2 protein-coding genes and 1 pseudogene are annotated in these 2188 nt (G+C 50.8%); 2 read left to right on the top strand and 1 reads right to left on the bottom strand.

What is annotated here, in order from left to right; translation table 11 throughout:
* A partial coding sequence (locus AC097P_RS23400; RefSeq protein ID WP_479612837.1) for an HYD1 signature containing ADP-ribosyltransferase family protein occupies window positions 1-1348 on the top strand: 1348 nt, incomplete at its 5' end.
* Window positions 1345-1620 carry a DUF6881 domain-containing protein gene (locus AC097P_RS23395; RefSeq protein WP_479612836.1) on the top strand — a complete coding sequence of 92 codons (276 nt, stop codon included), beginning with the start codon at window positions 1345-1347 and terminating at the stop codon, window positions 1618-1620. The genes AC097P_RS23400 and AC097P_RS23395, both read left to right, overlap by 4 nt.
* Before the next feature lie 86 nt (window positions 1621-1706).
* Here the strand turns inward: AC097P_RS23395 and AC097P_RS23390 are convergent.
* A pseudogene (locus tag AC097P_RS23390) lies at window positions 1707-1928 on the bottom strand (DDE-type integrase/transposase/recombinase); the annotation flags it as partial.
* Window positions 1929-2188 lie beyond the last annotated feature (260 nt).

Here is a 2188-nt window from a genome sequence, read left to right as displayed (position 1 = left end):
GACGGACAACACCTGGTATGCCGGCGACAGCACTACGCACAATGACGCCAACCTGATTGGCGGACTCAAGCTAAGTACCAGCGGTCCGGGTTTGCGCGCGGGCGGGTTAGTAGGCGGTAGCTTCGATTTGGATGACAGCGGCACGGGTTCCAACGGCTATGCACTAAATACTCCAAAAGGCAGCAACCTGATCTTTGATGATGGTCAGATCTTGAAGGCTAACCGTAATTTTGGGACAGTGTCCATCCAAGTGGGGCCTCTGCTGCCAGATGGGTCGACTACTGCGGGTTATCCAAACCAGGCTGGTGAATGGGTTGCCCTCGGCGACAAGGGCATTGTTCCCATAGGAGCCGTTACGCCCTCGAGTTATGTCTTGTCAGACCTACCTGCGGTGTACCAATCGGGATTTGGCCCGACGCTAGCCGCGTGGGACGCGGGTGGACAGGGCTATCTGTTGGTGCCAATCGATGCCAACGGCTCGGTGATGATCATGTCGCCGCCGTCGGACTACACAGTGCCAACGCAGGCGGCATTCGAGCAGGGTGACTACGCAAATGAGGCAATACGCTTATCGAACTATGCAACTTCGCCCATGGCGCAGTGGATTTCGATGTCTAATGAGCCAGTAGATGCACACACCGCCGAAGAATGGTGGGCTGAAGCGGCTAACTACAAAAAGTATGCTGGACCAGGCTTTCAACGTGACGCTATTTACAACGGGTTGTGGACCAAAGGCGCCATACTTGATTTGAGTTCTGGCAATTCAATCGCCCGAATTAACAACGAGGTGGCTGGTGTTGGAATAGAAGCTGGAACGCCTGCGGACATTGGTCGCACGTTGGGCAATACCATTGGCACTGCGGCTGGCAAAACCCTGAGTATGGTGGGGCGTACACCGAATGTTGTTACGCCTGTGATTGGGTCTGGAGTTAGTGGTGAGGTCAGTGGGGTAGCCGGGACAAAGGGGGTAGGAGCAGTCGAGTCAGTGGTCAGAACTGATGGAATTCCATCCAAGCTGTATCACTACACAAATGAAGCAGGTATGAACGGTATTGTCGATTCTGAGGTACTAAATCCTTCATTAAAGGCTCTCAATCCAAACGATGTACGCTACGGCAATGGGCAGTATCTTTCGGATATTGTTCCGGACACGAAGACCCCAGCTCAGCTGTCGAAGGCATTTATTAATAACCCATTCCAAGGTGCTCGATATACAAATTTCATTGAAATTGACACTGCGGGTTTAAATGTTGTTCAAGGTCGCCCAGGTGTATTCGTTGTGCCTAATGAAACATCACTTAACCTCACCAATCGAATTACCAATAGCGGAAAGGTATCTGGACAATGAAATATGTTCGAGTGAAATGGATACATGCTTTTGAAACCGAGCCAGTTCTCATGTATAGCGAACTTGATGAAAATCGTTGGGAGCATCGCAAGGTAGAAATATTTGCAAATGGACGGAAAGATTACGCAAGTGAATCTGAGACAAAGGGTGATTGTGGTCTCAGTAAGGAACCGCTTCCTTCGCTGGAAGAAATTGGGCTTGATTATCAGTTTGAACCAATTGAAATAAATCAAGATGAGTTCGAGCAAGTTTGGACTGAGGCGCATCGCTAATTTTGCTAATAGTGCCTAACCCGCCAAAATGGTTTTGTCGCGATAGTGGAGTCTGGCCGAAAGAAGTTGGATTTCCAGTCCGGTGATCAACCAGCAAGGTTGTAGAACTGCTGTGCTGCGGACACGGTGGATCCAGCGGGACAGTCCATCTGCCCCTTCTCGATCATGGGCATAGTCTCGATGCCGCCAATGAGGATTCGAGCACTCCAATACGATTTGAATCCGTGCATCGGTTGGGTGACTCTTTTGACAGCCCTGTGGTCTTGCTTGACGATGTTGTTGAGGTACTTGTTCTGTCGCATCAGGATGTCGACACAGGCATCAGTCTTGACACTTAGATGGGTCGACTACTGCGGGTTATCCAAACCAGGCTGGTGAATGGGTTGCCCTCGGCGACAAGGGCATTGTTCCCATAGGAGCCGTTACGCCCTCGAGTTATGTCTTGTCAGACCGACGTCCCCCCGTTTTCAGTAGCGCCAGGCTTTGGAGTCCGGGGGGTTAATTTAACTGCTTTTGAATGAGTGTCTTGGCGTAGTCAGTTGGGGTCAGTCCTCCAAGGGATCGTTTG

Source organism: Rhodoferax sp. ZS1R8, assembly GCF_056521325.1.
This window is presented reverse-complemented; position numbering and strand designations above follow the sequence as displayed.

Excerpts from the sequence above, each read along its gene's own strand:
- AC097P_RS23395 (WP_479612836.1), top strand. The coding sequence starts at position 1,345 with ATGAAATATGTTCGAGTGAAATGGATACATGCTTTTGAAACCGAGCCA.